Genomic DNA, 23,584 nt, shown 5'->3' with positions numbered 1-23,584 from the left:
CATGAAGATCAACGACCTGTTCTCCGTTGCCGGGAAAGTCGTCATTGTCACCGGCGGCAGTCGCGGCATCGGCGAGATGATCGCCCGCGGTTATGTCGAGAACGGCGCACGCGTCTATATCACCGCCCGCAACGCCGCGGTCTGCGACGGGTTGGCGGCGGAGTTGAGCAAGATCGGCGAATGCTTCTCGATCCCTGCCGATCTGTCGAAATCCAGCGAGGTCGAGCGGTTTGCCGCGGAGTTCGAGGCGCGGGAGCCGAAGCTCGACATCCTGTTCAACAACGCCGGCGCGAGCTGGGGGGCGCCGTTCGACAGCTTCCCGGAGAGCGGCTGGGACAAGGTCATGGATCTTAACGTCAAGTCGATCTTCTTCCTGACGCAGCGGCTGGTGAAACGGCTGGAGGCGGCGGGCAGCGAAGAGAATTTCGCCCGGGTCATCAACATCGGCTCGATCGACGGCATGCATGTCTCGGGCATCGAGACCTACAGCTATGCCGCATCCAAGGCCGCCGTGCTCCACCTGACGCGGATGATGGCCAAGTACCTCGCCGCCCGCCACATCGCGGTCAATGCCATCGCGCCGGGCTATTTTCCGTCCAAGATGACCGCGGGAATTAGCGACGAAGCCAGCGCCGAATCGCTTGCGGCAACCCCGATGAAGCGGCGCGGGACACCGTCCGACATGGCCGGCGTGGCGATCTATCTCGGGTCGCGGGCCAGCGGGTTCGTCACTGGCTCCGTTATTCCGGTCGATGGCGGCTACGCGACCACTGTTTGACGACATTTCGCCCGATTTGGAGGCATGTGCCGCTGATTCAGGCAGTGAAATCAGTAAAAAAAGCCTTCGCACCTGCGAAACACCTCGTTCACCGACTGGCACGGCATGTGCTAGGAATGAAGAAAGCGCATCGGCGGGGACATAAGTGAAAAAGATCGAAGCGGTCATCAAACCCTTCAAGCTCGACGAGGTGAAGGAAGCTCTTCACGAGGTCGGCGTGTCGGGCATCACGGTCACCGAAGCCAAGGGCTTCGGACGGCAAAAAGGTCACACCGAGCTTTATCGCGGCGCCGAATATGTCGTCGATTTCCTGCCCAAGGTCCGCCTCGAGGTCGTCGTCGAGGACGATCAGGTCGACCGGGTCGTAGAAGCCATCGCCAACGCCGCACGGACCGGCCGGATCGGCGACGGCAAGATTTTCGTGTCGACCGTCGACGCGGCGGTGCGCATCCGCACCGGGGAACGCGACAGCGACGCGATCTAGTCAGCTTACCATCGGCAATCCGAGCGAGGGACCAAATTCAAATGGCTAATACGGCATCGACGATTCTCGACATGATCAAGGAAAAGGAGATCGAATGGGTCGATCTTCGCTTCACCGACCCCAAGGGCAAGTGGCAGCACCTGACCATGGTCGCGTCGATCATCGACGAAGATCAGTTGACCGACGGCTTCATGTTCGACGGTTCGTCGATCGCCGGCTGGAAGGCGATCAACGAGTCCGACATGACGCTGATGCCCGACCTGGACGCGGTCTATATCGATCCGTTCTCGGCGACCCCGATGCTGATCCTGGTCTGCGACATCATCGAGCCCTCGACTGGCCAGCTGTACGGCCGCGACCCACGCTCGACCGCCAAGCGCGCCGAAGCATACCTCAAGACCACCGGCATCGGTGACACCGTCTACATCGGGCCGGAGGCCGAGTTCTTCGTGTTTGACGACGTCCGCTTCAAGATCGGCTACAACGTCGGGAGCTACGAGCTGAACGACATCGAGTTGCCGACCAACACCGGCACCGTCTATCCCGAAGGCAACATGGGCCACCGCCCGGGCGTCAAGGGCGGCTATTTCCCGGTCGCCCCGGTCGACAGCGCCGTCGACCTGCGCGCCGAGATGGTCTCCACCATGCTCGAAATGGGCCTGCCTTGCGACAAGCATCACCATGAAGTCGCTGCCGCGCAGCACGAGCTCGGCCTGACCTATGGCACGCTGGTTACCACCGCCGACCGCATGCAAGTCTACAAGTACGTCGTCCACCAGGTCGCCCATGCCTATGGCAAGACCGCGACGTTCATGCCCAAGCCGATCAAGGACGACAACGGCAGCGGCATGCACACCCACCTGTCGATCTGGAACGGCGGCACTCCGCTGTTCGCCGGCGACCAGTATGCCGGCCTGTCGGAGATGGCGCTGTTCTTCATCGGCGGCATCATCAAGCACGCCAAGGCCTGCAACGCCTTCACCAACCCGTCGACCAACAGCTACAAGCGCTTGGTCCCGGGCTTCGAAGCGCCGGTGCTGCTGGCTTACTCGGCCCGCAACCGCTCGGCGTCGTGCCGCATTCCGTACGGCAGCGGTGCCAAGGCGAAACGCGTCGAGGTCCGTTTCCCGGACGCGATGGCCAACCCATACCTGTGCTACACCGCGCTGCTGATGGCAGGCCTCGACGGCATCGAGAACCGCATCCATCCCGGCCCGGCCATGGACAAGAACCTGTACGACCTGCCGCCACGCGAACTGAAGAAGGTCCCGACGGTCTGCGCATCGCTGCGTGAGGCACTCGGCCACCTCGACCGCTCGCGCGCCGTGTTCACCAAGGGCGGCGTGTTCACCGACGACCAGATCACGTCGTACATCGAACTCAAGATGGAGGATGTCATCAAGCTCGAGATGACCCCGGCTCCGGTCGAGTTCGAGATGTATTACAGCTCGTAAGCGGCCAGCGGTTAGCGGTGGATTGCCCTTCGCAATCCTCCGCTAACCGCGGACTCGCGTCGAGCCCGGCCGGCGAGACGGCGCACTCAGCGCCGTCCTCGTCCGACGTAAGCGGCGGCTTTGCCGACCGCTCCTTTCTTGCTAAACTGATCGACTAAGAACGAAGCAAGCCACCCCACCCCGGGCCGGCTTCGCCGTCTCTCGCCCTCCCCGCGAAGACGCAGGGAGGGAAGAGCCCTCGCCCGCAAGACTTTGCTTCAAGGCACCCTTGCCGTCACCTCGATCTCGATCCGCATCGCCGGATCGATCAGCCCCGCGACGATCATCGTCGCCGCCGGCCGCGCGCCCTCGAACGCCGCCCGCAGCATCGGCCAGCACGGCGCGAAGTCCGCCGCCACCGGCAAAATGTAGCTGACCCTCACCACGTCCGGGAACCCCGCCCCAGCCTCAGCCAAGGCGCGCTCGATCTTGGCCAGCGTATTCGCGCACTGTGTCTCGACATCCGCAGGCATCACGCCCGACGCCGGATCGCCTCCGGTGCACCCGGACACGAACACCCAATCCCCGGAAACGACAGCGCGCGCATAGCCGATCTCGCGCTCGAAGGCCGAGCCCCAATCGATCTGGCGGCGTATTACCGACGCGGCGCGTGCGCCTGCGGGCTGCCGACGGCCAGCGAGTTGTCGTCGCCCGAGCCCTGCTCGGTCAGCCGCTCCAGCACGCCGTCCGACAGATCATCGATCTCGAACAGGTTCTGCGCCACCGTCGTCGTCTCACCGCGCGAGCGGCGGGTCAGCACGTCGAAGCTGGTATCGAGCAGATCGGTGACATTGCCGTCGCGCGCCATGCGGTTCGGACCGCCGAGCACCACCGCGATCAGCCGCACCCCATCGTGCGCCGCGCTGGCCGCCAGCGTAAAGCCGGCGGCGTTGGTGAAGCCGGTCTTGATCCCGTCCACACCGGGCAGGGTCGACAACAGGTGATTGTGATTGCCGATCTCCTGACCCTCGTAATCATAAGCGACCTTGCTGAAGACGCCGTAGAATTGCGGGAAGTCCTTGATCACGGCACGGCTCAGCGTGGCGATGTCGCGCGCCGTGGTCAGCTGCCGCTTGTCGGGCAGGCCGGTCGCGTTGACGAAAGTCGAATTGCGCATCCCCATGGCGTGCGCCCGCGCGGTCATCATCGCGCAATAGGCGTCCTCGCTGCCGCCGATATGCTCGGCAAGCGCCACGGCAATGTCGTTGGCCGAACGGGTTGCGATGACCCCGATGGCGTCCCGCACACTGATCGTCGCGCCAACTTTGAGGCCGAGCTTCGACGGCGCCTGGCTTGCGGCGTGTGCCGAGATGGTGATCAAATCGTTCTGGGTCAGCCGCCCCTTGGCCAGCGCGTCGAAGGCGAGGTACAGCGTCATCACCTTGGTGATCGAAGCGGGATAGCGCGGCGCGTCGGGCTGGCGGGCGTACAGGATTTCACCGCTGTCGGCGTTGACGACGAAGGCCGCATACTTGGGTACCGAGTAGAGGCTCTTGGCGCCCGATGGTGCCGCAACAAGGCCCAAAACGCAGGCTGCGCTGTAAAGACCGATTAGAAGCCGCTGACTCTGCAAAGGAAACCTCCCCGCTCCCACTAAGCGCGAACCATAACAAATATGCAGGTTCATGCAAACCGGCTTCGGCGCGCGCCTTGTTCGCTCTGGCGCAGGCTTCCGTATTCCACCGCGTCGCGCTTGCCGCACTCCGCGATAATCGCCACATAGCGCCACTATGGCTGATCAGGCGCCTAACGCGCGCAGAACTTTTGCGATTATTTCGCACCCCGACGCCGGCAAGACGACGTTGACCGAGAAGCTGCTGCTATTCGGCGGCGCCATCCATCTGGCTGGCGAGGTCAAGGCGCGTGGCCAGAACCGCCGCGCCCGCTCCGACTGGATGAAGATCGAGCAGCAGCGCGGGATCTCCGTGACCTCGTCGGTGATGACCTTCGAGCGCGGCGGCATAACTTACAACCTGCTCGACACGCCGGGGCATGAGGATTTCAGCGAGGACACCTACCGCACGCTGACCGCCGTCGATAGCGCCGTCATGGTCATCGATGCGGCGCGCGGCATCGAGGCCCAGACGCGCAAGCTGTTCGAGGTCTGCCGCCTGCGCGACGTGCCGATCATCACCTTCATCAACAAGGTCGACCGCGAAGGCCGCGACCCGTTCGAACTGCTCGACGAAGTCGCGAGCGTGCTGGCGCTGGATGTCGCGCCGCTTAACTGGCCGGTCGGACAAGGCGGGCAGTTCCGCGGCCTGTACGACCTGCGCCGCCACCGGCTGCAGCTACCCGACGGCACCGACACGCGCACCGCCGGCCCGGTCGAGCAGCTGACCGGTCTCGACGACCCGCGCCTGCCGGAACTGGTCGGCGACCAGGGCACCGAGCTGCTGCGCGAGCAGGCCGAGCTGGCGCTGGGCGGCTATGCGACGCTGGATATCGACCTGTACCGCAAGGGCGCGCTGACGCCGGTGGTGTTCGGCTCGGCGTTGAAGGATTTCGGCGTCGAGGCGCTGATCGAGGCGTTGGCGCTATATGCCCCGCCGCCGCGTTCTCAGCCTGCGGTGACCGGCCCGGTCAGTCCCGAGCGCGCCGACGTCACCGGCTTCGTGTTCAAGGTCCAGGCCAACATGAACCCGCAGCACCGCGACCGCATCGCCTTCATGCGCATCTGCTCGGGCAAGTTCCGGCGCGGCATGAAGCTGAAGCAGGTGTCGACCGGCAAGGCGATCGCGATCAACTCGCCGATCTTCTTCTTCGCGCAGGACCGCGAACTGGCCGAGGAAGCCTGGCCCGGCGACATCATCGGCATTCCCAACCACGGCGTACTGCGCGTCGGAGACTCGCTGGTCGAGGGCGAGGCGGTTACTTTCACAGGTATTCCCAACTTCGCGCCCGAGATCCTGCGCCGGGTCAAGCTCGGCGACCCGACCAAGAGCAAGCAGTTGCGCACCGCGCTGACCGACATGGCCGAGGAGGGCGTCACCCAGCTGTTCCGCCCGCTGATCGGTTCGCAGTGGATCGTCGGCGTCGTCGGCCAGCTGCAGCTCGAGGTGCTGATCTCGCGGTTGGGGGCGGAGTACAACGTCGCCGCCGGCTTCGAGCCGTCGCCGTTCGACACGGCGCGCTGGATCGCTGCCGACCAGCCCGCTGCGCTCAAGACCTTCATCGACGAGCACCGCGGTGCCATCGCCGAGGACCGCGACGGCGCCCCGGTGTTCATGGCCCGCGACCAGTGGGAGCTGAACTACACCCAGCAACGCGAGACCGGCCTCCGGTTCACCGCGACGCGCGAGCGGGCCTAGTGACCCCGGCCCCCACCTCACTGCTCCCCTACTTGAACGGGAGGGGCCGGGGGTGGGTCTGCCACGCGCTCGCTAATGGCCCCGTGGCAACATCGCCCTTCATCGCCGGCACGCAGACCTCGCTGAAGTCCAATCCCCGTCCCCTCCCGTTTCGGGAGGGGTGCGGAAAATGAGCACCGCCTGGGACGACATCGAGATCCCGCTGTCGCCCGAGGAGCGGCGGGCGCAGCGTGGCTTCGTGCGGCGTCACTGGCGGCTGATCGTCGGCGCCGTCTTCCTGCTGCTGGCCATCACGCTGGCCTGGCTGATCTACACCGCGCCACTCGGGCGCGCACTCGAACCGCTCAAGGAGCCGAGCGTCGTCCTGCTCGATACCAGCGGCAAGCCGATCGCCCGACGCGGCAATTACAAGGAAGCCCCGGTCACCATTGCCGAGCTGCCGAAATACGTGCCCGCCGCGCTGATCGCGATCGAGGACCGGCGCTTCTACTCGCATTGGGGCATCGATCCACAGGGCATCCTGCGCGCCGTGTTCCGCAACGCTCAAGCCGGCGGCGTCTCCGAGGGCGGTTCGACGCTGACCCAGCAATTGGCAAAGACCAGCTTTCTCAGCCCGACGCGCAGCATCAAGCGCAAGCTGCAGGAGGTGATCATCGCCTTCTACCTGGAATCCCGACTGACCAAGGACGAGATCCTGTCGCGTTACCTGTCCAGCGTCTATTTCGGCGAAGGGGCCTATGGCTTGCGCGCGGCGGCGAGGACCTATTTCGACCGTGATCCGTCGCAATTGACGGTCGGGCAGGCAGCGATGCTCGCGGGTCTGGTCAAGGCGCCGTCGGCGCTCGCTCCATCGCGTCATCTCAAGCTGGCGCAGGCGCGCGAAAGGGTCGTGCTGGGTGCCATGGCCGAAACCGGGGCGCTGACCAAAGAACAGGCACGCAACGTCTCGCCGGCGCGCTACACGCCGGGCCGCAAGGCGTTGCCGACCGGTTCTTATTTCGCCGACTGGATCCTGCCGCAGGCGAAGGCGGGTCTCGACACCGCACAATATGGTGACGTCACCATTCCGACGACGCTCGACCCGGAGATGCAGAAACTGGCGGAGCGCGCCGTTGCCGACACGCTGGCGGGATACAAGGGGCTGAACATCACGCAGGCTGCGCTGGTCGCGATGCGGCCGGATGGGCGCGTCGTGGCGATGGTCGGCGGCACCGATTATGACAAGACACCCTTCAACCGCGCCACCCAGGCGCTCCGCCAGCCGGGGTCGTCATTCAAGCTGTTCGTCTATCTCGCAGCACTGAAGGCGGGCGCGACGACGAGCACGATCGTCGATGATGCGCCGATCACCATCGGCACGTGGAGCCCCAAGAACGACGAGGGCAAGTATCGCGGCCCGATCTCGCTCGCTACCGCCTTTGCCGCCTCCAGCAACATCGTTGCCGTCAAGCTGACGCAGCAGGTCGGCGTCGCGGCGGTCCGGGCGCAGGCGCGCAAGCTGGGCATCACGACGCCGCTGAGCGACTATGAGGGGCTGGCGCTGGGTACCTCCGGCGTGCCGCTGATCGAACTGACGGCGGCCTATGCAGCGGTCGCGGCGGGCGAGTATCCGGTCAAGCCCAAGGGCCTGTCCAACCCGGTGCGAGAGGGCGTCGCCGACCAGTTGCGCGGCATCGCGCGGACGCTGCGGCCCTGGCCCGAACGCGGCCCGATGATGGAGCTGCTGAAGTCCGCGGTGGCGCGTGGCACCGGGGTGGCGGCAACACTGCCGATCCCGACCTATGGCAAGACCGGCACCACGCAGAACCACCGCGATGCGCTGTTCGTCGGTTTTGCGGGCGACCTCGTCGTCGGCGTCTGGGTCGGCAACGACGACAACTCGCCGATGGGTGGCAGCGTCGTCGGCGGCACGGTGCCGGCGCGGATGTGGAAGCGCTTCATGTCAGCCGCCCTCACCCGCGAGGGACTGATGCGCGGTCCGCCGCCGTCGCGCGAGCGCAGCATCGTCGACGAGATCGGCGGCGCGCTGGGCAATGCCGGGGATGCCGCCGACGCGGTCGATGCAGCCGGCGACCTGATCGACAATATCGGCAGCGGCGACTTCGACGGCGACCGCGCCCGTGAGTCCGGCCGGCGGCTGGAGGATCTCGCCCGGCGCTTCAAGCAAGGCGACCCGCCACCCGACGAACCGCCGCAGTGACGGAGGCCAGCCTACCCCGCCGCCACTTCGCCGTCCTGTTCGTCGCGCTGCTGACCGTCGCCGCGGGCAACACGGCATTGCAGTCGGTGCTGCCGGCGATCGCCCGCGTCATCCACATCCCCGACATGCTGGTCGCGGTGATCTTCTCGTTCTCGGCGCTGCTGTGGACGTTTTCCGCTCCCTATTGGGCGCGCCAGTCCGACCGTCGCGGGCGCAAGCTGCTGACTCTGATCGGCGTCGCAGGCTTTGGCGTTTCGATGCTCGGCTGCGGGATCGTCATCTTCGCAGGGCTTCAAGGTTGGCTGATACCAGTCGCCACCTTCGGACTGTTCGCCGTGCTGCGCAGCCTGTTCGGCATCTTCGGCTCGGCCTCCAACCCCGCTGCACAAGCCTATGTCGCCGCCCGCACGAGCGAGGCCGAGCGCACCAACGCCCTCTCCACCCTGTCCTCCGCTTTCGGCCTCGGCACCATCATCGGCCCTGCCCTCGCGCCGCTGTTCATCCTGGGTGTCGCGGGACTGGCCGGCCCGCTGTTCGGCTTTGCCGCGATCGCGGTCGTCGTCTTCTTCGCCGTGGCGCGCGGGTTGCCGGATGACGATCCGACTCACTTCCGGAGTGATGGCAACCAGCACGGCGCCCCGTCGACCGAGCCCAGCGTCGCCGGCGGCGCTACCGGAGCCAGCGCCGTCGCCGCCGACGTCGGTCGCAGCCCGCGCCTGTCGCTGACCGACGCGCGCATCAAGCCGTACATGATCTACGGCTTCTGCAGCGGCAGCGTGCAGGCCGCGACTGGCCAGGCGCTGGGGTTCCTGATCATCGACCGCATAGGCCACGGCGCGGCATTGTCGGCGCAATCATCGATCTCGACGGTTTTCATGGCGGGCGCGGGTGCGACGCTGCTGGCGCAATGGGGACTGATCCCCAAGCTGCGGATGACGCCCTCGCAGATGGTGCGCTGGGGCAGCGTCCTCGCCGCAGCCGGCACGCTGGCGATCGCGCTGGCGCACGATTTCCATACCCTAGTACTGGCCTATGCGCTGACCAGCCTTGGCTATGGTTTCGCCCGGCCGGGGTTCACCGCCGGCGCCAGCCTCGCCGTCGGCCAGCACGAGCAGGGCGCGGTCGCGGGTGCCGTAACGCAGGTCAACGGCGCCTGCTTCGTCCTAGCGCCCGCCATCGGCATCGGCCTGTACGGACTGTCGCCCAACCTGCCCTACCTGCTCGGTTCCGGCGCACTCGTGATGCTGATGGCGTTCGCCGTCGCCAATCCCGTGCTGCGCCGGGAACTGCGCAGCCTGCACGCGCACCAGACCGACTAGTTCACTTTACGCTTCCGTCAACTAACCGCTAGGCAAGCCGCCGCCCCCGGCTATGATGCCCGCAAAACACGTCCAGCTTGGGGAAGATCGATGACCGCCAATTGGCCCGCCATGACCATCGCCGAAGCGCACGCCCTGCTTACCGCACCCGGCGCACCGTTCGAGATGGAGACGGTCGATATCCGCGGCATCCCGACCCGGACCTGGAAGAACGTACCTCCCACCCTGCGTGACGTCTTCGCCGCGGGGCGACAGCACGGCGACAAGATCTTCCTTGTCCATGAGGACGAGCGCGTCAGCTTCGAGGCGTTCGGCCGGGCAACGCTGGCACTGTCCGAAGCGCTGAAAGCGGAGGGCGTCGGCAAAGGCGACCGCGTCGCCATCGTCATGCGCAACCTGCCCGAATGGCCGGTTGCCTTTTTCGCCGCGTCGCTGCTCGGCGCCATCGTCACGCCGCTCAACGCCTGGTGGACGGGGGCCGAGCTGGAATACGGCCTGGTCGATTCCGGCGCCCGCCTGCTGGTCGTCGATGCCGAGCGGCTGGCCCGGCTGACGGAGCACCTGCCCAACTGCCCGGCGATCCAGCGGGTGTTCGTGACCCGCGCCACCGACGATTTCAGCGAGCCGCTGGCCAACCCCCTGATCAAGCGGCTCGAAAGCGTCATCGGCGCGGCTGCGACCTGGGCCATGCTGCCCGGCGGCGACATGCCCGACGTCGCGCTGGTGCCGGAGGACGACGCGACGATCTTCTATACCAGCGGCACTACCGGCAAGCCCAAGGGCGCCCTCGGCACCCATCGCAACATCGTCAGCAACATCTTCGCCAGCGCCTCGGCGGCGGCCCGCGCCTTTCTGCGTCGCGGCGAGATGCCGCCCGCGCCCGATCCCACCGCCAAGCAGAAGGCGACGCTGCTCAGCGTGCCGTTCTTCCACGCCACCGGTTGCCACGCCGTGATGTCGCCGTCGCTGTTCGCCGGGGCCAAGCTGGTGATGATGCGCAAATGGGACGTGGTTCGCGCCATGGAGCTGATCGAGCGCGAGCGCATCACCGGCTGCGGCGGCGTGCCGACCATCGCCTGGCAGATCATCGAGCATCCCGAGCGACCCAATTACGACCTCTCGAGCCTGGAGGCGGTCGCCTATGGTGGCGCCCCCTCGGCACCCGAGCTGGTCCGCCAGATCAAGGCGACTTTCAAGAACGCGCAGGCCGGCAACGGCTGGGGCATGACCGAGACCAGCGCGACATTCACCAGCCATGCCGCCGAGGATTACGACAACCGCCCCGACAGCTGCGGGCCACCTGTTGCTGTCTGCGACCTGAAGGTCGTCGACAGCGAGGGCAACAGCCTGCCGCCCGGCACCGTCGGCGAATTGTGGGGCAAAGGGCCCAACGTCGTCAAAGGCTATTGGAACAAGCCCGAGGCGACGGCTGAAACCTTCACCGAAGGCTGGGTCCACACCGGCGACCTGGCGCGCCTCGACGACGAGGGCTTCTGCTTCATCATCGACCGCGCCAAGGATATGCTGATCCGCGGCGGCGAGAACATCTATTGCGTCGAGGTCGAGAACGCCCTGTACGAGCACCCCGCCGTCATGGACGCTGCCATCGTCGCCCGCCCGCACAAGTCGTTGGGCGAGGAGCCCGCCGCCGTGGTGACGCTGGTGCCGGGCATGACAGCGAGCCAAGACGAGCTGCGCGCCTTTCTCGCATCGCGTCTAGCGGCGTTCAAGGTTCCGGTCGAAGTCCGCTTCTGGGACGGGCCGCTGCCAAGAAACGCCAATGGCAAGATCGTGAAAGGCGAGCTGAGGCCGTTGTTCGCGGCGACGGCGGTGGCGGCCTGAATTCGGCCAGGTCCACGGGAGGGACACGGTCGCTACAGGCCGGTACCACCGCTATGGAATCCCTCCTCGCCGAAGCCCGCGCCTGCACCGCCTGCGCCGCCGACCTCGAACTCGGCCCGCGTCCCGTCCTGCAGGCTGGCGCCACCGCGCGCCTCCTGATCATCAGCCAGGCACCTGGCCGTGCCGTCCATCTGAGCGGCATCCCGTGGGACGACCCGAGCGGCGATCGGCTGCGCGAGTGGACCGGGCTCGATCGCGCCACCTTCTACGATTCACGCATCACGGCTTTGATCCCGATGGGCCTATGCTATCCCGGTCGCATTCCGGGTGGCGGCGACCGCCCGCCTTGCGCCGAATGCGCGCCGCGGTGGCATCCACGGCTGCTGGCGGCGATGCCCGATATCCGCCTGACCCTGCTGGTCGGCAGCTATGCGCAAGGCCGCTACCTTGCCGGCGACCGTCGTACCCTGACCGCGCGTGTCGCCGACCCCACCGGCCTGCCACCAGGCATCGTCGCCCTGCCCCATCCAAGCTGGCGCAGCACAGGATGGATGACGCGCAACCCGTGGTTCGAGACGACCAATCTGCCTGCCCTGCGAGCCCGGATCGCGCAGGCGCTGGCCTGATCTGTCGGAACCGACACCCATGCGAATTGTTACAGGGGCGGTTCCCAAATAAAGGATTTATTATGGGCAAGGGTTGCATTCTGTGGGCTGTCGGTGTGCCCTTGCCGATTATCATCCTTCTGTATGTGTTCCACGTCCTTTAGCGCACGACGACGTTTCGCTCACCGAGCCGACGCCATCTAAACCCCGGATGACGCGCGACCCGCAACGCTGTACGCCCAAGTCATGACCGACACTCCCGAGACACCCGCAGCGAAGCGTCGTCGCCTGCGTTGGATTTCACTGGCCGAACTGGTCGGCGTTCTGGCCCTGTTGATCTCGGCTGCAAGCTATTGGGATGCGCATCGTGACCGGGAGCGTGCCGAGGCACCTGCCCCGGCAAAACACCTGCCGCCGCTGCTGCTGACCGGCACCGCCGACGCATCGCGTGACGCCTTGGCGCTGAAGCCGGCAAGTGGCGACGCGGTCGTTCAGACGCAGACACTGACCTTTCCAGTCGGCATCGCCGCCGATCCCGTGGAGACGACCGGGAATCCGCGTCTCGAGGCCGGTTGGATTGTCGACGGTTTGCGCAAGGCTTTGCCCAGCCGCGAAGGTAGCGGGCCGCGCCTGCCGGTCGGGATCGTTACCACTTACGTCCTCGACGGCGACACCCGCACCGACGTTGCACTCTATGATGTCGGCTATGCATTCCGGGACCGTATGCTGCGGGCGCGCGCGGTCGAGCTGGAAGGTATCACCCTCGTCCGCCATTTGCCGGCGTCGCAAGTAAAGTCCGCGGTCGAAGCGCGCTGGGTCAAGGCCGTACCCGTCAAACCCTGAGCTACGCTGGCGTTCGTCACTGATTCAGGGCAAGGGCGCGGCCATGCCGACAACTGCTACGCTGCTCAATCTTGCCTCCTGGGTGCTGCCGCTGATCTTTGCTATCACGCTGCACGAGGTGGCGCATGGCCTGGTCGCCAATATCTTTGGCGATCATACGGCACGTGACCTGGGGCGGCTGTCGCTCAACCCGATCCGCCATGTCGATCCGGTCGGCACGCTGGTGCTGCCGATGATGCTGGCCCTTGGCGGCGCGCCGGTGTTCGGCTGGGCAAAGCCGGTTCCGGTGATGTTCTCGGCGCTGCGCAACCCGCGTTGGCACGGGGTCCTGGTCAGCGCGGCGGGACCGCTGATGAACTTCGCGCTGGCGCTGCTGTCGGCGCTGGCACTTGGACTGATGGTTGCGGCCGAGGGCCCGGTGGTCGGGCCAATCGGCAGCTTCGTGCGGCTGAACCTGTTCAACTTCATCTTGGTCAATGTCTCGCTGGGTGTATTCAACCTGATACCGCTGCCACCGCTGGACGGCGGCGGCGTAGTGTCCGGACTGCTGCCGCCGGCGCTCGGACGGCGCTACGCGAGCATCGGCAAGTATGGCCTCGTCCTGCTGCTCGTCGTGCTGGTTGGTCTGCCGTGGCTGTTCCCCAAGCTCGACCTGCTGCGGCGCCTGATCGGGCCGCCGATCCAGGCGATGGTGACCGGCCTGCTCGGGCTCGTCGGGCTTGATTAACGGCTGGATCGTCCTCGACAAGCCGCTCGGGCTGAGCAGCGCGCAGGGGGTCGCCGCGATCAAGCGCCTGCTTCGCGGTGCCGGGCTGCCGATCCCCCGCATCGGCCACGGCGGCACCCTCGACCCGCTCGCCACCGGCGTCCTGCCGATTGCGATGGGGGAGGCCACCAAGCTTGCCGGCCGCATGCTCAACGCCACCAAGGGCTATGCCTTCACGGTCGCCTGGGGCGTTGCAACGACCACCCTCGACGCCGAGGGCGAGACCACCGCCACGTCCCCCGTCCGGCCAACTACCGCGGAGATCCTCGCCGCCCTGCCCGCCTTCACTGGCCCGATCGTCCAGGCTCCGCCTGCCTTTTCCGCCCTCAAGGTCGACGGCGAGCGAGCCTATAAGCTTGCTCGCGCCGGTGAGATCGTCGAACTGGCGCCGCGACACCTGACCATCCATGCGTTCGAACTGATCGATGCTCAGACCGAAGCAGCGACGTTCGAGGTCACCTGCTCGAAGGGCACCTACGTCCGCAGCCTGGCGCGCGACATCGCCGAAGCGCTGGGAACCGTTGGTCATGTCAGCATGCTCCGCCGCACCCGGGCCGGACCGTTCACCCTGGCGGACGCGATTTCACTGGACAAAGTGGCCGGGTTGCTAGACACGAACGCGCTTGAACAGGCGGTCTTGCCGCTGACTGCAGGGCTGGACGACATCCCGGCTTTCGCAGTCTCGCCCGAAGATGCATCCGCGCTCCGTCAGGGTCGCGCGCTCCCCGGGCACCCCGCACTCCACGGGCTGTATCTTGCGACCGACGGGCCTGTTCCGGTTGCTTTGGTGGACATCCAGTCCACTGCGATACGGGTCGTGCGCGGGTTCAACTTGTAATTCGAGGAGATCCCGATGTCGATCACCACTGGCCGCAAGGCCGAAGTCATTGCTGACAATGCACGTACCGCCGGCGACACCGGTTCGCCCGAAGTCCAGGTTTCGATCCTGACCGAGCGGATCGCCAACCTCACCGAGCATTTCAAGGTTCACGCCAAGGACAACCACTCGCGCCGCGGGTTGCTCGTCCTGGTCAACAAGCGCCGCTCGTTGCTCGACTATCTCAAGAGCCGCGATGCTGGTCGTTACACCGCCCTTATCGGCAAGCTCGGCCTGCGCAAGTAGGCCGCCCAGACGACGCGGACGGTGCCCCCCAGAATGTTCTGGCCGGGGCCGTTCGCATATCCGGCGCAGTTGCGATGGTCGCAGCACCCGGAACGCAGGCGCGCACGGCGATAGGGCCGGGCGCAACAGAAAGACGAAGACGATGACGATGTTCAATATCCACAAGCAGGAAATCATGTGGGGCGGGCGCAAGCTCACCCTCGAGACCGGCCGCGTCGCCCGCCAGGCTGACGGCGCCGTTCTCGCCACCTACGGCGAAACCGTCGTGCTTTGCGCCGTCACGGCCGCGAAGAACGTCAAGGAAGGCCAGGACTTCTTCCCGCTGACCGTTCACTACCAGGAGAAGTTCTCCGCAGCCGGTCGTATCCCGGGCGGCTTCTTCAAGCGCGAGCGCGGCGCTACCGAGCACGAGACGCTGACATCGCGCCTTATCGACCGCCCGATCCGCCCGCTGTTCCCTGAGGGCTTCTACAATGAAGTCCTGATCATCGCGCAGGTCTTGTCGTACGACGGCGAGAACGAGGCCGACATCGTCGCGCTGGTCGCCGCTTCTGCCGCGCTGACCCTGTCGGGCGTGCCGTTCATGGGCCCGCTGGCAGCTGCCCGCGTCGCCTATGTCGATGGCCAGTATGTCCTCAACCCGACCAAGACGCAGATCAAGGAAGGCTCGCTCGAGCTTATCGCAGCTGGCACCGGCGACGCGATCCTGATGGTCGAGTCCGAAGCCAAGGAGCTTTCGGAAGAAGTCATGCTCGGCGCGGTGATGTTCGCGCACAACGAGTCCAAGCCGGTGATCGACGCGATCATCAAGCTCGCCGAAGCCGGTGCCAAGGAGCCTTGGGACCTCAAGATCGACGATCACACGTCGATGCTCGGCAAGATCAAGGACGCAGTCGGCGACACCATCGCGGACGCCTACAAGATCATCGCCAAGGCCGACCGCCAATCGGCGCTGGGCAAGGCCAAGGCCACCGTCAAGGAACTGTTCGCCGGTTCGGCTCCTGCCGAGGCCCTCAAGGCTTCGAAGCTCGTCAAGAAGGTCGAGGGCAGCATCGTCCGCTCCGCGATCCTGAAGGACGGCATCCGCATCGATGGCCGCGACACCAAGACTGTCCGTCCGATCGAGGCGATGGTCGGCTTCCTGCCGCGTACTCATGGTTCGGCGCTGTTCACCCGCGGCGAGACCCAGGCGATCGTCTCGACGACGCTGGGTACCTCCGATGCCGAGCAGATGATCGATGGTCTCGACGGCCTGCGCTACGAGCGTTTCATGCTGCACTACAACTTCCCGCCGTACAGCGTCGGCGAAGTCGGCCGCTTCGGTGCGCCGAGCCGCCGCGACATCGGTCACGGCAAGCTGGCATGGCGTGCAGTCAACCCGCTGCTGCCGACCAAGGAAGCGTTCCCGTACACGATCCGCGTCCTGTCCGACATTACCGAGTCCAACGGTTCGTCCTCGATGGCCACCGTCTGCGGCGCCTCGCTGGCGCTGATGGACGCCGGTGTGCCGTTGCTGCGCCCGGTTGCCGGTATCGCCATGGGCCTGATCCTCGAAGGCAAGGAGTTCGCGGTTCTCAGCGACATCCTGGGCGATGAAGATCACCTCGGCGACATGGACTTCAAGGTTGCAGGCACCTCGGAAGGCGTCACCGCCCTCCAGATGGACATCAAGGTCGCCGGTATCACCGAAGAGATCATGAAGGTCGCCCTCGACCAGGCGAAGGCCGGTCGCGAGCACATCCTCGGCGAGATGGCCAAGGCACTCGACACCACCCGCACCGAGATGTCGGCTCATGCGCCGCGCATCGAGACGCTGCAGATCGACAAGTCGAAGATCCGCGATGTCATCGGCACCGGCGGCAAGATCATCCGCGAGATCGTCGCCACCACCGGTGCGAAGGTCAACATCGAGGATGACGGCACTGTCAAGATCGCTTCGTCCGACCCAGCCCAGATCGAAGCTGCCAAGGCCTGGATCCTCGGCATCACGCAGGAAGCCGAAGTCGGCAAGATCTATACCGGCAAGGTCGTCTCGATGGTCGACTTCGGTGCGTTCGTGAACTTCATGGGTGCCAAGGACGGTCTCGTCCACATCTCTGAAATCAAGAACGAGCGCGTCTCGAACGTCAAGGAAGTGTTGACCGAAGGCCAGCCGGTCAAGGTCAAGGTGCTCGGCATCGACGACCGCGGCAAGGTTCGCCTGTCGATGCGCCTCGTCGACCAGGAGACCGGCGAGGAGATCGCCGACACCCGTCCGCCGCGTGAAGGTGGCGAGGAGCGCGCTCCGCGCAGCGATCGCGGTCCGCGTCGTGACGGCGGTGATCGTGGTGGCGATCGTGGCCGCGGCGGCTCCGGCGGCGGTGGCGATCGTGGTCCCCGTCGTGAAGGTGGCGACCGTGGTCCGCGCCGCGACGCTGGTGACGCACCGCGCGCCGAGGCTCCGGAAGCCGAGCCGACGTTCGCGCCGAGCTTCCTGACCGGTGACCGCGACTAGAACCCATACGATCTTAGACTAAGCGCATTCGGGCCGCTCCTTGCAAAAGGGGCGGCCCGTTTTCGTATGTGACGTTGTACGTTGACGCGGTGCAGGACAGTCCATAATCCGGCGTCGAGCTTGGCTTAGGGGTGATGCTTCAATGAGACTGTTTCTGCCGGCCCTGTTTGGCTTGATTGCAGCGGCACCGCTGGTGGCGGAACCGCCCGCCGCCGTACCCTCGACGAGCGAGACGACGCCGCAGGTCGCGGCCAAGCCGGCGAAAATCTGCCGCAGGGAAGAGCCGCGTACCGGGTCGAACATGGGGTCGAGGCGCGTCTGCAAGACGGCTGCCGAATGGAACGCTTCCGGTTCGGACTCGAACACGGCGATACCTTCGGCGATGTTCAAACAATACTGATCGTGCGGGCGCTTTAGTCGCCGTACGCAAGCGCGCTTTTATGGCGCTTTTGTCCTGGAGCAGCCGTATAAGCAGCCAGGACAGGCAGGCGATCAAGGCTAACGATGTTGAATGGACTTACGTCGGTGCTGATGGGTGGCCGTGAAATTTTGCCGCTGGTCGAGGGCGGCAAGGGCGTAGCAGCGACTAACCATCTGTCGTCGGGCGCCTGGGCGCTGACCGGCGGCGTCGGCACGATCAGTGCGGTCAATGCCGACAGCTATGACCCGACCGGCAAGATCATCCCGCAGATCTACGCCGCCCTGACGCGTCGCGAGCGTCACGAGGAACTGGTTCAGTACGCCATCGATGGCGCTGTCCAGCAGGTCGAGCGGGCCTATGAGATGGCGTCGTCGGAGCTCGGTCGCGGTGTCGGCGGCCTCAACATAAATGTGTTGTGGGAAATGGGCGGCGCCCAGCGGGTGCTGACCGGCGTGCTCGAGCGCACCCGCGGCAAGGTCAACGGCGTCACCTGCGGCGCCGGCATGCCTTACAAGCTGTCCGAGATCGCCGCTTCCTACGGCGTCCATTATTATCCGATCATCAGCAGCGCCCGGGCCTTCCGCGCCCTGTGGAAGCGCGCCTACTCCAAGGCCGCCGAGTGGTTGGGCGCGGTGGTTTACGAGGACCCTTGGCTGGCGGGTGGCCATAACGGCCTGTCCAACGCCGAGGATCCGCGAGCGCCGCAGGATCCCTATCCGCGCGTCCGTGACCTGCGCACGACGATGCGAGAGTCTGGCATTGCGGACAGCGTGCCGATCATCATGGCGGGCGGCGTCTGGCGCCTCGACGAGTGGACCGACTGGATCGACAATCCGGAACTCGGCAAGATCGTCTTCCAGTTCGGCACTCGGCCACTGCTGACGCAGGAGAGCCCGATCCCGGAAGGCTGGAAAGCGCGGCTGATGACGCTCAAGCCGGGCGACATCTCGCTGCACAAGTTCTCGCCGACCGGCTTCTACTCCAGCGCCATCCGCAATCCGTTCTTGCGGTCGCTCGAGCTGCGGTCGGAGCGGCAGGTGGCGTTCTCGACGACGGCAACCGGTGATCACCAGTTCCTGCTGGATGTCGGCGTCGGTCGGAAGAACTATTATGTGACCCGCGACGACCTGCTCCACGCCCGCGAATGGTATGCGCATGGCGCCACCGAGGCGTTGAAGACGCCCGACAATACGCTGGTGTTCGTCAGTGCCGAGGAGCGGCAGGTGATCCGCAAGGACCAGACCGACTGCATGGGCTGCCTGAGCCAATGCGCCTTTTCGAGTTGGGCGGATACCGAGACCAACACCACGGGGCGGCTCGCCGATCCGCGGTCGTTCTGCATCCAGAAGACTCTGCAGGATGTCGCCCATGGCGGCGATACCGAGCAGAACCTCGTCTTCGGGGGACATTCGGCGTTCCGCTTCGCCCAGGACCCGTTCTACTCGAATGGCTTCGTCCCAACGGTGAAGCAACTCGTCGACCGGATCATGACCGGGGCCTAGCCTCAGTAGGGGTCGTAGACCCGCTCGCGGCGGTCGTTGTACTGGTAGCGGCGGTCGCGGTTGTTGCGGTCGTAGTAGTAGCGGCGGCCGTCGCGATCCTCGTAGCGGTTGTCGTCCTGGATGGTGCCGACGACCGCGCCACCGGCGGCACCGATCGCAGCGCCGGCCGCGACGTTGCCCGTCAGCGCACCGACGACGGCACCACCAGCGGCACCGATCAGCGCACCGCGGCCCGTGCCGTTGAGGCGCTGATCGCCGTAGCGGTCCGTCGTACACGCAGTCAGCGACCCCGCAGCAACCAGCGCCAGCAGTGTCATCTTGGGCAACGCGTACATAACTCTCTCCAGATTAGGTCTGGAGGCTCAACGAACATTCCGCCGCCGCGTTCCGCCTACAGCCAGCCCTCGAGGACCTGGTCGGGCGGGCGGTGACCGTCGACCCAGCTGCGGATGTTGGCGATGACCTTGTCGCCCATCGCCTGCCGCCCCTCGAACGTCGCCGAACCCATATGGGGCAGCAGCACGACGTTGGGCAGGTCGAGCAGCGCCGGCGTGACCTCGGGCTCATTCTCAAAGACGTCGAGCCCGGCGCCGGCCATCTGTCCGCTCGCCAGCGCGGCCACCAGTGCCGCCTCATGGACGATCTCGCCGCGGGCGGTGTTGATCAGATAGGCGTGCTGCTGCATCGCGGCGAGGGCGGCGGCGTCGATCAGGCGGTGGGTCGCCGGGGTGTGCGGGCAGTTGATGCTGACGATGTCGACGCTGCGCAGCATGGCATGCAGGTCAGCATGCCAGTGCGCCTTGAGCAGTGCCTCGACGCTGAGCGGCAGGCGGCGGCGGTTGTGATAGTGGATGCTCAGCCCGAAGGCGGCGGCGCGGGTCGCGACGGCCTGGCCGATGCGGCCCAAGCCGATGATGCCGAGCGACTTGCCCCGCACCCGGTGGCCGAGCAGCCCGGTCGGGGTCCAGCCCGTCCAGCCGCCCGAGCGCACCAGCTTCTCGCCCTCTGCGAGGCGGCGCGGCACCGACAGGATCAGGGCCAGCACCATCTCGGCGGTGTCGTCGGTCAACACGCCCGGCGTGTTGGTGACGACGATGCCGCGAGCCCGGGCGGCCGCGAGGTCGATATGGTCGACCCCGGCGCCGAAGCTGGCGATCAGCTTGAGGTCGGGCCCGGCGGCGCCGATGACCGAGGCGTCGATCTCGTCGGTGACGGTCGGCACCAGCACCTCGGCGGTGGCGACGGCCCGGGCCAGCGCGGCGGCGTCCATCGGCGCGTCGTCGGGGTTGAGGGTCACGTCGAACAGTTCGGCGAGCCGGGTTTCGACCGCGCCGGGCAGGCGGCGGGTGACGACGGTCTTGGGGCGCGGCCGGATAGACATCACCGCATGCGCTAGCGGGCGGGCCGATACGGCGTCAAGCGGCTTCCCAACCGCAGCCCCGGCGCGCTAAGGCTCGCATGTGATCGCCACTCCCCTTCTCGCCCGCTTGTTGCGCGCTGCCCTGCTGTTGCCCGCTGCGGCGATGCTGGCCGGAGCGGCGCCGATGGAGCGCGACGACGGCACGTCGGGGCTGCCCGTCCCGCGCTTCGTCTCGATCAAGCCCGGCAAGGCTTTCGTCCGCACCGGCCCCGGCGACCAGTATCCGGTGGCCTATGTCTATGTCCGCAAGGGCCTGCCGGTCGAGGTCATCAAGGAGTACCAGATCTGGCGCCAGGTCCGTGACGAGAGCGCCGCGACCGGCTGGATCAACAAGAGCCTGCTGACCGGCGAGCGCACCGCGATGGTGACCCGCCAGATCCGGACGCTGTACACGCGCCCTGACCTGTCTTCGCCGCCGGTGTGGCGCATCGAGCCCGGCGCGCTGGTCTCGGTCGTGCTGTGCGAGGGCGAGTGGTGCCGCGTCGCGCGTGACGGCAAGGGCGGCTATATCCTGCGCAACCAATTGTGGGGCATCTATCCGAACGAGCGTATCGAAGGCTGAAATCCGGCCGCGAAGATGAATAAGGTTACGAAGGTTACACGTACGATGGTCGTATTCGAGCCCGGTGGCGAACCAGGCTCAGCTCGGCACCTTTTTAGTACCATATAGGTTTATAAGGGTCAAGCCGCAATCGTGGCGGCCGACCGGCGACGCTAGCCTCGTATGATCCCCAGCGTATCCGCCAGCTTCGCGAGCTCGCCGCGAATGTCGCTGCCGGGGGCGTCGAGCCAGCCGGTCATCGCGGTGCGCAGCGGCAGCAGTTCGGCGGAGCGCACCATCGCCTTGATCGGCAGCACGGCGGCGGGGCTGATCGACAGCCGGTCGATGCCGAGCGCCAGCAATGCCAGCGCCTCCAGCGGACGCCCGCCCATCTCGCCGCAGACCGTCACCGGCACGCCGGCCTCGGTGCAGGCGCGAACGACGCGGCGCAGGAAGCGCAGGACGCTGGGCGACAGCCAGTCGTAGCGGTCGGCGAGGCGCGGGTTGGCGCGATCGGCGGCGAACAGGAACTGGGTCAGGTCGTTGGTCCCGATCGACAGGAAATCGAGCTTGGGCAGCAGCACGTCGAGCGCCTCCGCAAGCGCCGGGACTTCGAGCATCGCGCCGTAGCGGATCGCCAGCGGCATCGCCCTGCCCTGCCCGACGATCCATTCGCGCTGCGCCTCGACGATGGCCTTCGCCGCGTCGAACTCCCAAGGCTCGCTGATCATCGGGAACATGACGTTGAGCGTCCGCCCGGCGGCGGCGTCGAGCAACGCCCGCGCCTGCACCTTCATCAAGCCGGCACGGTCGAGCGCGAGGCGCAGCGCCCGCCAGCCCATTGCCGGATTTTCCTCCTCGGCGGTGTCGGCGCGCATATAGGCGACGGCCTTGTCGCCACCGATGTCGACGGTGCGAAACACCACCGGCTTGTCGCCCGCCGCGTCGAGGACCGCCGAGTACAGCGCCGTCTGGCGCTCCCGGCGCGGCAGGGTGGCGGCGACCAGAAACTGGAACTCGGTTCGGAACAGCCCGATGCCGTCGGCATTGGTCAGCTTCAACGCCTCTGCATCGTCGCGCAGCCCGGCATTCATCATCAGCGTCACCGGCAGGCCGTCGAGGGTGACTGCAGGCAGGTCGCGCAGCTTGGCATAGCTAGCCTGGCGCTTGGCCTTGAGCGCGCTCATGGTGTTGTACGACTTGATCATTTCCGCCGTCGGACGGACGAACAGCGCGGCGTTGCCGACGTCGAGCAGCAGCTCGTCGCCGTCCGAGATAGAAGTGCGGAAATCGCGGACCCGCCCCAGCACCGGCACGCCCATCGCCCGCGCGACGATGGTGACATGGGCGGTGAGCGAACCCTCCTCCAGCACGACCCCTTTCAGGAAGCGCCGGTCGTATTCGAGCAGTTCGGCGGGCCCGAGGTTACGCGCCAGCAGGATGATGTCGGACCGCAGCCCCGACTGCGCCGCGGTGCCGAGCTGACCGGCGACGATGCGGATCAGCCGGTTCGACAGGTCGTCGAGGTCGGCCAGCCGCTCGCGCAGATACGGGTCGGGGATCGAGCGCATGCGGGCGCGGGTGCGCTGCTGGACGCGCTCGATCGCCGCCTCGGCGGTTAGCCCTGAATCGATCGCCTCGTTGATCCGCCGCGACCAGCCCTCGTCATAGGCGAACGCCTTGTAGGTATCGAGGATCTCCTCATGCTCGCCGCCGCCGGTGAACTCGGCCTGGCCCATCATGCGGTCGATCTGCTCGCGCATCTTGGTGAAGGCGCCGTAGACGCGGCGGCGCTCGGCCTCGGTGTCCTCGGCAACGGTATGCTCGATGACGACGCGGGGCTGGTGAAGGGTCGCCTTGCCGCGAGCGAAGCCCTCGACCAGCTTGAGGCCGGTCAGGCGGATTGGGCCGCTGGCCTGGGCACGCGCCTGGGCGACCGCCAGGTCATCGACCAGCCCGGCGCCGGCGATCAGCTCGGACAGCACCATCGCGACGGTCTGCAACGCCTCGATCTCGACGTCCTCATACTCGCGCGGGTCGGCATGCTGGACGCCGAGGACGCCGATCGCAGCCTCGCGGCGCAGGATCGGGACGCCGGCGAAGCTGTGATAATCCTCCTCGCCGGTCTCGGGGCGATAGGCGAAGTCCGGGTGGGCGCGGGCTTCCGCCAGGTTGAGCGGCTCGCGCGTCGCGGCGATGGTGCCGACCAGGCCCTGGCCGAGCGCCAGCTTGGTGACATGGACGGCGGACTGCGCCAGCCCCTTGGTGGCGTAGAGTTCGAGGCTGCCGTCACGCAGCAGGTAGATCGAGCAGACCTCGCTGGTCAGTTGTTCGGCGACGATGCCGACGACCGCGTTGAGCTTGGACTGCGCGTGTCCCTTCGACGCCATCACCTCGTGGAGGCGGCGCAGCATGGCGCGGGCGGCGGAGACCGGGGGCATG

21 protein-coding genes are annotated in these 23,584 nt (G+C 66.5%); 15 read left to right on the top strand and 6 right to left on the bottom strand.

The annotated features are described in order from the left end of the window. The first annotated feature begins 1 nt into the window (after position 1). From ACOFKW_RS10065 to glnA, 3 genes are all read left to right on the top strand, one after another. Positions 2-778: an SDR family oxidoreductase gene (locus ACOFKW_RS10065; protein WP_419814018.1), complete on the top strand. Its 777-nt coding sequence runs from the start codon at positions 2-4 to the stop codon at positions 776-778. A 145-nt stretch (positions 779-923) separates the two neighbouring features. Beyond that, positions 924-1,262 carry a P-II family nitrogen regulator gene (locus ACOFKW_RS10060; protein ID WP_419814017.1) on the top strand — a complete coding sequence of 113 codons (339 nt, stop codon included), beginning with the start codon at positions 924-926 and terminating at the stop codon, positions 1,260-1,262. A gap of 41 nt (positions 1,263-1,303) precedes the next feature. Then, positions 1,304-2,716, top strand: coding sequence for a type I glutamate--ammonia ligase (gene glnA, locus ACOFKW_RS10055; RefSeq protein WP_419814016.1), 1,413 nt, complete (start codon positions 1,304-1,306; stop codon positions 2,714-2,716). 257 nt (positions 2,717-2,973) lie between these two features. Here glnA and ACOFKW_RS10050 read toward each other — a convergent pair whose 3' ends face one another. Next, positions 2,974-3,267, bottom strand: coding sequence for a Rid family hydrolase (locus tag ACOFKW_RS10050; RefSeq protein ID WP_419816922.1), 294 nt, complete (start codon positions 3,265-3,267; stop codon positions 2,974-2,976). An 83-nt stretch (positions 3,268-3,350) separates the two neighbouring features. Beyond that, positions 3,351-4,280, bottom strand: coding sequence for a D-alanyl-D-alanine carboxypeptidase family protein (locus tag ACOFKW_RS10045; RefSeq protein WP_419814015.1), 930 nt, complete (start codon positions 4,278-4,280; stop codon positions 3,351-3,353). A gap of 205 nt (positions 4,281-4,485) precedes the next feature. Here ACOFKW_RS10045 and ACOFKW_RS10040 point away from each other — a divergent pair, with 205 nt between their 5' ends. The 10 genes from ACOFKW_RS10040 to pnp all read left to right on the top strand — a co-directional run bounded on the left by ACOFKW_RS10040 (position 4,486) and on the right by pnp (position 17,258). Next, positions 4,486-6,066, top strand: coding sequence for a peptide chain release factor 3 (locus tag ACOFKW_RS10040; RefSeq protein ID WP_419814014.1), 1,581 nt, complete (start codon positions 4,486-4,488; stop codon positions 6,064-6,066). 169 nt (positions 6,067-6,235) lie between these two features. Continuing rightward, complete coding sequence (locus tag ACOFKW_RS10035) at positions 6,236-8,266, top strand: transglycosylase domain-containing protein (protein WP_419814013.1); 2,031 nt, start codon at positions 6,236-6,238, stop codon at positions 8,264-8,266. Next, positions 8,263-9,585, top strand: a complete 1,323-nt coding sequence (locus ACOFKW_RS10030; protein WP_419814012.1) for an MFS transporter — start codon at positions 8,263-8,265, stop codon at positions 9,583-9,585. The genes ACOFKW_RS10035 and ACOFKW_RS10030 overlap by 4 nt, the downstream gene beginning before the upstream one ends. Positions 9,586-9,675: 90 nt before the next feature. Further along, complete coding sequence (locus ACOFKW_RS10025; RefSeq protein WP_419814011.1) at positions 9,676-11,427, top strand: class I adenylate-forming enzyme family protein; 1,752 nt, start codon at positions 9,676-9,678, stop codon at positions 11,425-11,427. A 53-nt stretch (positions 11,428-11,480) separates the two neighbouring features. Further along, positions 11,481-12,053, top strand: a complete 573-nt coding sequence (locus ACOFKW_RS10020) for a uracil-DNA glycosylase family protein (RefSeq protein WP_419814010.1) — start codon at positions 11,481-11,483, stop codon at positions 12,051-12,053. A gap of 225 nt (positions 12,054-12,278) precedes the next feature. Continuing rightward, positions 12,279-12,875, top strand: coding sequence for a hypothetical protein (locus tag ACOFKW_RS10015; protein ID WP_419814009.1), 597 nt, complete (start codon positions 12,279-12,281; stop codon positions 12,873-12,875). 43 nt (positions 12,876-12,918) lie between these two features. Continuing rightward, complete coding sequence (locus ACOFKW_RS10010; protein WP_419814008.1) at positions 12,919-13,602, top strand: site-2 protease family protein; 684 nt, start codon at positions 12,919-12,921, stop codon at positions 13,600-13,602. Continuing rightward, the gene (truB, locus tag ACOFKW_RS10005) at positions 13,595-14,479 is read left to right on the top strand and encodes a tRNA pseudouridine(55) synthase TruB (RefSeq protein ID WP_419814007.1); all 885 of its coding nucleotides are present in this window, start codon (positions 13,595-13,597) and stop codon (positions 14,477-14,479) included. The genes ACOFKW_RS10010 and truB overlap by 8 nt, the downstream gene beginning before the upstream one ends. Positions 14,480-14,494: 15 nt before the next feature. Continuing rightward, positions 14,495-14,764: a 30S ribosomal protein S15 gene (gene rpsO, locus ACOFKW_RS10000; RefSeq protein ID WP_419814006.1), complete on the top strand. Its 270-nt coding sequence runs from the start codon at positions 14,495-14,497 to the stop codon at positions 14,762-14,764. Between the two features lie 148 nt (positions 14,765-14,912). Next, positions 14,913-17,258: a polyribonucleotide nucleotidyltransferase gene (pnp, locus tag ACOFKW_RS09995; protein ID WP_419816921.1), complete on the top strand. Its 2,346-nt coding sequence runs from the start codon at positions 14,913-14,915 to the stop codon at positions 17,256-17,258. A gap of 18 nt (positions 17,259-17,276) precedes the next feature. On the opposite strand, the gene ACOFKW_RS09990 is transcribed toward pnp, so the two are convergent. Next, positions 17,277-17,648, bottom strand: a complete 372-nt coding sequence (locus tag ACOFKW_RS09990) for a hypothetical protein (RefSeq protein ID WP_419814005.1) — start codon at positions 17,646-17,648, stop codon at positions 17,277-17,279. Positions 17,649-17,762: 114 nt separating this feature from the next. On the opposite strand from ACOFKW_RS09990, the gene ACOFKW_RS09985 reads away from it, so the two are divergent. Next, on the top strand, positions 17,763-19,181 hold the full coding sequence (locus tag ACOFKW_RS09985) for an NAD(P)H-dependent flavin oxidoreductase (protein WP_419814004.1): 1,419 nt from the start codon (positions 17,763-17,765) through the stop codon (positions 19,179-19,181). Between the two features lie 2 nt (positions 19,182-19,183). On the opposite strand, the gene ACOFKW_RS09980 is transcribed toward ACOFKW_RS09985, so the two are convergent. Further along, positions 19,184-19,516: a glycine zipper family protein gene (locus ACOFKW_RS09980; protein ID WP_419814003.1), complete on the bottom strand. Its 333-nt coding sequence runs from the start codon at positions 19,514-19,516 to the stop codon at positions 19,184-19,186. A gap of 56 nt (positions 19,517-19,572) precedes the next feature. After that, the gene (locus tag ACOFKW_RS09975; RefSeq protein WP_419814002.1) at positions 19,573-20,562 is read right to left on the bottom strand and encodes a 2-hydroxyacid dehydrogenase; all 990 of its coding nucleotides are present in this window, start codon (positions 20,560-20,562) and stop codon (positions 19,573-19,575) included. A gap of 79 nt (positions 20,563-20,641) precedes the next feature. Between ACOFKW_RS09975 and ACOFKW_RS09970 the strand changes: the two genes are divergently transcribed. Next, a complete protein-coding gene (locus ACOFKW_RS09970) occupies positions 20,642-21,163 on the top strand; it encodes an SH3 domain-containing protein (protein ID WP_419814001.1) in 522 nt (173 codons plus the stop codon). A 152-nt stretch (positions 21,164-21,315) separates the two neighbouring features. Here the strand turns inward: ACOFKW_RS09970 and ptsP are convergent, their stop codons facing one another. Further along, on the bottom strand, positions 21,316-23,583 hold the full coding sequence (gene ptsP / locus ACOFKW_RS09965) for a phosphoenolpyruvate--protein phosphotransferase (protein WP_419814000.1): 2,268 nt from the start codon (positions 23,581-23,583) through the stop codon (positions 21,316-21,318). Between the last annotated feature and the right edge of the window lies 1 nt (position 23,584).

It is taken from the genome of Glacieibacterium sp. (assembly GCF_965200405.1).
Taxonomy (GTDB): domain Bacteria; phylum Pseudomonadota; class Alphaproteobacteria; order Sphingomonadales; family Sphingomonadaceae; genus Glacieibacterium.
The sequence above is the reverse complement of the archived record's forward strand: the minus strand, read 5'-3'. Positions and strand labels throughout refer to the sequence as shown.